The 6781-nt window shown below is 68.4% G+C and carries 9 protein-coding genes; 3 read left to right on the top strand and 6 right to left on the bottom strand.

What is annotated here, in order from left to right:
- From VGW35_06590 to VGW35_06575, 4 genes are all read right to left on the bottom strand, one after another.
- On the bottom strand, positions 1 to 353 hold a 353-nt coding region (locus VGW35_06590), incomplete at its 3' end, for a CoA transferase (GenBank protein HEV8307320.1).
- A gap of 547 nt (positions 354 to 900) precedes the next feature.
- Positions 901 to 2181 carry an OFA family MFS transporter gene (locus VGW35_06585; protein HEV8307319.1) on the bottom strand — a complete coding sequence of 427 codons (1281 nt, stop codon included), beginning with the start codon at positions 2179 to 2181 and terminating at the stop codon, positions 901 to 903.
- 539 nt (positions 2182 to 2720) lie between these two features.
- The gene (locus tag VGW35_06580; protein HEV8307318.1) at positions 2721 to 3026 is read right to left on the bottom strand and encodes a 4a-hydroxytetrahydrobiopterin dehydratase; all 306 of its coding nucleotides are present in this window, start codon (positions 3024 to 3026) and stop codon (positions 2721 to 2723) included.
- 22 nt (positions 3027 to 3048) lie between these two features.
- Positions 3049 to 3744, bottom strand: a complete 696-nt coding sequence (locus tag VGW35_06575; protein HEV8307317.1) for a Crp/Fnr family transcriptional regulator — start codon at positions 3742 to 3744, stop codon at positions 3049 to 3051.
- 219 nt (positions 3745 to 3963) lie between these two features.
- On the opposite strand from VGW35_06575, the gene VGW35_06570 reads away from it, so the two are divergent.
- Genes VGW35_06570 through VGW35_06560 form a run of 3 tightly spaced genes read left to right on the top strand, consistent with a single transcriptional unit; the run spans position 3964 to position 5395 of the window.
- Positions 3964 to 4491 (top strand): hypothetical protein, encoded by a 528-nt coding sequence (locus tag VGW35_06570; protein HEV8307316.1) that lies wholly within the window; start codon positions 3964 to 3966, stop codon positions 4489 to 4491.
- 33 nt (positions 4492 to 4524) lie between these two features.
- Positions 4525 to 5178 carry an acetate uptake transporter gene (locus tag VGW35_06565; protein HEV8307315.1) on the top strand — a complete coding sequence of 218 codons (654 nt, stop codon included), beginning with the start codon at positions 4525 to 4527 and terminating at the stop codon, positions 5176 to 5178.
- Positions 5179 to 5227: 49 nt separating this feature from the next.
- The gene (locus tag VGW35_06560) at positions 5228 to 5395 is read left to right on the top strand and encodes a hypothetical protein (GenBank protein ID HEV8307314.1); all 168 of its coding nucleotides are present in this window, start codon (positions 5228 to 5230) and stop codon (positions 5393 to 5395) included.
- Positions 5396 to 5486: 91 nt separating this feature from the next.
- Here VGW35_06560 and VGW35_06555 read toward each other — a convergent pair whose 3' ends face one another.
- Entirely contained in the window at positions 5487 to 6302 is an 816-nt protein-coding gene (locus VGW35_06555) for an alpha/beta fold hydrolase (protein ID HEV8307313.1), read from the bottom strand.
- Positions 6303 to 6322: 20 nt separating this feature from the next.
- Positions 6323 to 6712: a GNAT family N-acetyltransferase gene (locus VGW35_06550; GenBank protein ID HEV8307312.1), complete on the bottom strand. Its 390-nt coding sequence runs from the start codon at positions 6710 to 6712 to the stop codon at positions 6323 to 6325.
- Between the last annotated feature and the right edge of the window lie 69 nt (positions 6713 to 6781).

Genomic DNA, 6781 nt, shown 5'->3' with positions numbered 1-6781 from the left:
CGCTCGCTGTCGTGGAAGTAGTAGTGCTTCCTGCCGAAGGGGACCAGCTTGCGCAGGGGGTCCCCACCGGGGGGCTCCACCTGGATCACCTCGGCCCCGAGCTCGCCGAGCAGCGACGCGCACCAGTGGCCGATGGCCTGGGTCTGCGAGCAGTCCAGCACCCTGATCCTGGGGAGCGCCTCGGGCTTGTCGTGCTCATCCTTCCAGTGGACGATCGACTCCAGGAACTTCGGGTACGCGCTCGCGGCCGGCGGCACGCTTCCGTAGAGCTCTTCGGCTGTCGGCGGCGGAACGGCTGGCCAGGATTTGACCTTGCTCTCCAGGTTGCCAGCCCCAGTAGAACCGTCTCCCATGGGCCTTTCCCTCCTCGCGGACGACACCGGGACCACCGCTGCAGAGCTCATACCTCCCGTCTGGCTCATACCTCCCGTCTGGGACCGTACACTTCGGGCCAATTAGGCATTCTCTGGTGGACGTGCTGGGCTGTCAAGGGTTCGACAAATTGCCCGGGCCAGTCGAAGGGTCGCGTGGACACCGACCGTGATCCCGCCGCGTTGGCCGCGGCGACTCCGCGGCGTTGGCGGGAGAAGCTCGGCCAGGTCATCCACGCCGACGCCGAGCGGCCGCTGAGCTGCGCTGACGCTGATGGCGGCAACGACCCGGTGGTCCACGCGAAGCTGGCGCAGCCGCGCGCAAGGGCGGCTGGGTCCGTGGCGCCGAATTGCCAACGGTCACGGTCCAGCCCACCCGAGTGCCAAGGTGAGCGAAATTGCATCTGTCGATTCTTTGCGAAAAGCATGCGGACCCTATTCTCAGGCTTGGACTCGTCGAGGTCCCGAGCGAGGGGCCACCGAGGTGCCGGGTGCACCCCGGTGGCCTCCCCACGTCCAGGGCCGGAACCTAGGACCCTGGAGCGGGCTGCGCGGCGCCCGCCGTGACCGGTGCCGACGGCCGCCTCGCGATCAGCTCGCTGACGAAGGCGACCGCCGCCAGGAGCGCCGCGATGTAGAAGGCGGCCTGGTAGTTCCCGTAGTTGTCGAACAACGCGCCGCCGACCCTCGGCCCGAAGTAACCGGCCACTCCCCACGCGGTGAAGAGCATGCCGTAGTTGATGCCGGCGTTCTTGGTCCCCCAGAAGTCGGAGGTCGTCGACGCGTTCACCGACAGCTGGGTGCCGTAGCACCAGTAGATGACGAAGATCATCACGAAGGTGAGGAAGGCGATCTGCGCGTCTCCCACCAGGTACAGGATGGGCATGCCCACGGCCGAGATGGCGATCATCAGCCGCAGGACGTTGAGCCGCCCGAGGGCGTCCGACATCCACCCGGACAGGATCCGGCCCCCCGCGTTGCCCGCGGCCCCCACGACCAGCAGGGAGGTGCCGGCGACCGTGGTGAGTCCCACGTCCTTCGCGAAGGGGACCAATTGGCTGATCACCATGAGCCCGGCGAAGGCGCCGCAGGCGTAGGCCACCCACATGAAGTAGAAGGTGGGCGTCCTGAGCGTCTCCCCGGGGGAGAACTCGTGGGTGGTGGCCGCGGCCCTGGCGGCCGGCGCCGGCTGCCAGCCCGCCGGCCTGTACCCGACCGGCGGGTTCCGGAGCAGGAAGGCGCCGACCGTCGTCATCACCGCGAAGGTGATCCCGAAGACCACGAAGGTGGTGCGGAACCCGTACTCCGGAAGCAGCCACTCGTTGGCTAGCGGGCCGAAGATCGCCGACCCGCCGCCGTAGCCGGCCACGGCGAGCCCCACCGCCAGGCCACGCTTGTCAGGGAACCACTTGGCCATGACCGGGATCGGCGTCGCGTAGCCGAAGCCGTTGCCCAATCCTCCGACCACCCCGAACCAGATGTACAGCCATGCCAGGCTCTCGGTGAAGGAGGACATGATGAACGACACCGTGATGAGGATGGCGCCGGTGATCGACACCGGGAACGGCCCGAGCCTGTCCTGCAGCCGGCCGGCTGCGACGAACGACAAGGCGAACACGATCACCGCGATGCTGAACGTCTGGCTGGTCTGATCTCGCGTCCAGCCGAACTCCTTCTCGAGGGGCGCCACGTAGGTGCTCCACGCGTAGAGCGCGCCGAGAGCGAGGTTCATGGACAAGCCGCCCACGACCCGCCACCATCGACTGAGCGCGACCTCTCCCATTGCTGCCCGATCGGCTGCGGCGTCCATCTCAACCCTCTCGCCTCAGGGCTGCGTCTTTCGCAGCTGCCCGACAATCGCTGACGCGAATCTTGTTCCGTGAGTCGCCTCCCGCCTCCTCCTTTCTGGCCTACCCTGAGCCGTCGCGTTGGACTCAGAAATCACCCACAGCTGTTACGTCACTATTCAGGTTCTCCACTGGAGAAGCTGATTCGTCCGTGTCGTCGAGCTCTCTCAGCCCACCAAGCCCTAAGAGCACGATCAAGAAGTGGCCAGCGAACCCCGTAGAACCCGCCATGAGGCACCCGATCACCGCGAACGGCCCTGAAACGGTTGCGCGGCTAGGTCCCGAATGTTGCGCGGCTAGAGATTAGGGGCGCGGATAGGTGACTTGACCGTCCCAACTGAGCCTGGAGATACCCTGGCGAGAGCCGGGACAAGCCCAGTATCCAAACTACCGGATTCTAGTCACGCATCCATCAGCACGTCAAGAGACGCAAGCGGCAGCTATCCCTGCCTAATATGACAGATCGGACGCAACTCCCAACCACACACCGCACTCGACGGCGCTAGTGCGGCTCGAACGGCGGGGTGGGCTGGCCGAGCTCGTCGATGCGTGCGGCGAGCTCGAAGTCGCTCTCGGTGAGCCCGCCCTCTGCATGGGTGGAGAGCGTCAGGGTGACCTTGTTCCAGCGGATGTCGATGTCGGGGTGGCGGCCGGCCGTCTCGGCCGCGTCGGCGACCTGGCGCACGAAGGAGATCGCGCCCACGAAGTCCTTGCGCACGAAGGTCTTGACGATCTCGTTGCCGCGCCGCTCCCAGCCGGGCAGGCGCTTCAGGCCCTTCTCGATAGCGGCGTCGTCCAGCAGTGGCATCGTCCCTCCTCCAGCAGCGTCCCTACGCGCGGATCTGGTCAGACCCGCCGGGTACCCTGTCGACGGGCGGGTCGCGCCGCCGGACGAGCTCCGTGAACCTGGCCAGCTCGTCGGGGCGCAGGAGCACGATCCTCCTCCTCCCCAGCCGGAGCCATCCCCGCCGGGCGAGCCGCCGGAGCTCCCGGTTGACGGCCTCCCTCGTGGCTCCCACCAGCGTGGCCAGCTCCTCCTGGGTGATGAGCACCTCAAGGTCACCCGAGGCCGGCTCCGGGTTGGCGAGAGCAAGGAGGTGCCGGGCCATACGCACACTGAGGGAAGCCGTCAAGATCTCGCTCGCCACGGCGACCGCTCGCCGCAGGCGCTCGTCGACCAGCGACAGGAGGTCATCCAGCAATTCCGGGTCGTCCCTCGCCAGCGCCTTCGTCTCGTCCGCCCGGACCACGGCCACATCGACGTCGGTCAGGGCGTGGGCGGTCACGTAGCGCTCCCCGGTGGTGAGGGCAAGCTCGCCGAAGACGTCACCGGGCCCGAGCACGGCGAGGCCTAGCTCCCCGCCGTCCGGGGTGTGGATCGTGAGGGTGACCTTCCCCTGCAGAAGCACGAACAGGGTGATCCCCGGCTCGCCCTCGCGGTAGAGGTTCTCCTTGCTCCGGAACGAGAGCACACGCGGGACGATGCCTTTCGCCTCGAGGCGCCGGAGGAACTCCACCCCTTTCACGTAGCCAGCTTACGCCCGGCCAGGTCGTGCAGTCGGTGAGCCCACGATGGTTGGCGAGGGTGGGCATGGCCAGCTGTGTGACCGAGAACACGGTTCCAGCGTGACCATGGTTCTGGAGCCCGCTCGTCCCCTGCGCTTCCCTTAGGTTCGGAGGCCGAGGTGCGGAGTCGGACAAGTAGGGAGGCCGAAGTGCGAAGGCCTGGCAGGATCCTTGTTGTCTTGGAGGGAGGGGACGAGGACGAGGACGTCCTCGAGGCCCTTCGAGGCGTCGCCGCCGAGGACGGCGAGGTGGTCCTCGTCATGGTGGTGCCCTCGTTCCAGACGGTCCCGTCGTTCGACGTCATCCTGCTCCACGACGTCGCGGCGGAAGCGGCACGTGCCCACCACCACCTCGACGAGGTCGTCGGCCGACTCTCCCACCCGCGGGTGCGTACCCTGGCCAGGATCTCCCCGCTGAGCGTGGCGGAGATCGGGCTGGAGCTCAAGGACATCGCCGAGGCGGAACGCTGCGACCTTCTGGTGATGGCACTCCGGCCGGGAACACGCCACACCGTCGCGTTCCTGCTCAGGCAGGCCCTGCCCCTGCTGCTGGTGCCCGCCGTGGATCGGCCGCGGTCGTCCGGGCGTGGCAGGCGGGTCCCGCTTCCCCGACTGGGCCTGGTCCCGGCCCTACGGCCCGGCCCAGCCGTCGGTTCAGTCTTCTTCTTCTCGCAAGGGGGTGTGGCCCTGCCTCGACGAAGCGAATGACCCGACAAGCAGACGTCATGCAAGGAGGGAACCATGGCAGACGACCCCGAGGCTGTGCGCGCCAGCAGCCAGCCGCCAGCGGACCCGGCAGCAGCGAGCATCGCGGACCCGGCGCCGCTGGGCCTGGCCGCGTTCGCCCTCACCACCTTCGTGCTCAGCATGTTCAACGCGGGCCTGGTGGACGCCAAGGGCGAGCCCATCGTGGTGGGGCTGGCGCTCGCCTACGGCGGCGCGGCGCAGCTCCTGGCCGGGATGTGGGAGTTCCGCAAGGGCAACACCTTCGGCGCGACGGCCTTCAGCTCCTACGGCGCGTTCTGGCTCTCCTTCTGGGCATACGTCGCCTTCTTCGCCGAAGGGATCCCGGAAGGCAACAGGGGCTCGGCGGTCGGCCTCTACCTGATCGCCTGGGGCATCTTCACGACCTACATGTGGGTGGCCTCGCTGCGTACCAACGCGGCCGTGAACCTGGTCTTCCTGCTGCTTGCGATCACGTTCTTCGTGCTGGGGATCGGGGACGCGGTCGGCAACGACACGATCTCCAAGCTCGGCGGCTGGCTCGGCCTGGCCACCGCCGTCGCGGCCTGGTACGCGTCGTTCGCCGGGGTGACCAGCTTCACCTTCGGCCGCGAGGTGCTCCCCGTGCGGGCGCTGCGGCCGCGGGTCGGTGGCGCCGGTTCTGGTGGATAGTTGGCGGTGCTGCGGGGAGCGTGTACGAGCTGCAAAGGAGGTGAGTACCGTGGCGCAGAACGAGGTGGTGTGCCCGAGCTGTGGCGGCCTCGTGCCGGTTTCGGTCGGCGAGACCGAGAAGGAGTGCCCGGACTGTGGGACCCCCATCCACGTCCGGACCACCCTCGAGTACGCCGAGATCGCCGAGGCCGGCGGCGAGGACCAGGTCGCAGCCTAGGATCGAGCGGCCTTCCCGGCGACGCGCAGGCGGCGTCGCCGGGCGGCGCCATGGAGGCGCTGTTCCAGGCCGCCCTCGGGGGCAAGGGCAGCTACGGGCCTGCCGCCACAAAGTTCCTGACCAAGAGGGCCACTTCCTCTGGCCGGTCCTCCTGGATGAAGTGCCCGGCCTCCTCCACGACGAGCCGGGCTCGCCGCATCGCCCCGGCGAGACGCTCCCCGTACCGGACGTCCTGGTAGGGGTCGGCGGCCCCCCAGATGATCAGGGCGGGGACGTCGAGCCGCTCCACGCGGTCCATCACCGAGGTCAGGTCTTCGGTGCGGAGCGCCCTGGCGCACCGGAGGTAGGCCCTGCGTCCCTCGGCCCCGTCGAAGGGCCGTAGGTACTGGGCGATGAGCTCGTCATCGACCCGCTCCTTGTGGATCATGCCCTTCTCGAGCCCCCGGCGAAGGCCCTTGCCCAGGTCCAAGGTTTCCATGATCTCGTCCCAGACCGGCTCCTTCAGCCGGGCGATCTGTGGCTCCGGCCAGGAGTCGTAGGCGATCGAGTCGATCAACACGAGCTTGGTCACGGCCTCGGGGTGCTCGACCGCGAGCAGCTGGGCGATGCCGCCGCCGATGTCATGTCCGACCACCGACCCACGTCGCCAGCCTACCTGCTCCATGAACGACCACAGGTGCCGGGCCTGGGCGACGATCGACAGGTCGGCGTCCTCCGGCTTGTCGGAGTCCCCATAGCCCAGGAGGTCGACCGCGTAGACCCGAAGCTCCTCGGCCAGGGGAGGGATGACGTTGCGCCACAGGAACGAGGAGGTGGGGATCCCGTGGATCAGGAGCAGCGGCTGTCCCGTCCCCGCCTTCACGTAGGCGAGCCGACCCGCCGGCGTCCGGACGAACGACTTCTTCATGGCTGCACCCCCGACATCACTCAAGACCCCCTCACGACAAGGGACTTGGCGAACCGGCCCACCCGCACGTCGCGGTGGTAGCCGACCGCCAGCCACAACCCCACGGCGGGTTCGTGCTCGGCGTACACCAAGGCGCTGACCCTGACGGCGCCCTTGTCCGCGAGCCGGCGTTCCCCCTCCCGCACCAGCTCTCGCGCGATCCCGCGCCGACGGTAGGCGGGCAGCACCGCCAGCCGGTAGAGGTTGCCGCGCCAGCCATCCCAGGCCGCGATCAGGGTGCCGACCATGCGACCGCCCACCTCGGCGACCAGCAGGGCATCGGCGCTGCCGTCCAGCAAGCGCCGCAGGCTGGCGGCATCATCACTGGGGGTGGGCACCGTGTCCGCGGCACTCCACAGCTCCAGTACCACGGGGATCTCATCGCGGCGACAAGTCCGAACCACAGCCTCTGGGCCCAAGGCCTGTCGACCGACTGCCAT

The organism is Candidatus Methylomirabilota bacterium (genome assembly GCA_036005065.1).
Lineage (GTDB): Bacteria > Methylomirabilota > Methylomirabilia > Rokubacteriales > DASRDR01 > DASYQW01.
Note: the sequence above shows the minus strand (reverse complement) of the source record. Positions and strands in the feature narration are given on the sequence as shown.

What these genes read in the sequence shown, in the direction of transcription:
- VGW35_06585 (HEV8307319.1), bottom strand. Translation starts at nt 2,181, where the DNA reads ATGGACGCCGCAGCCGATCGGGCAGCAATGGGAGAGGTCGCGCTCAGT.
- VGW35_06580 (HEV8307318.1), bottom strand. Translation starts at nt 3,026, where the DNA reads ATGCCACTGCTGGACGACGCCGCTATCGAGAAGGGCCTGAAGCGCCTG.
- VGW35_06565 (HEV8307315.1), top strand. Translation starts at nt 4,525, where the DNA reads ATGGCAGACGACCCCGAGGCTGTGCGCGCCAGCAGCCAGCCGCCAGCG.
- VGW35_06555 (HEV8307313.1), bottom strand. Translation starts at nt 6,302, where the DNA reads ATGAAGAAGTCGTTCGTCCGGACGCCGGCGGGTCGGCTCGCCTACGTG.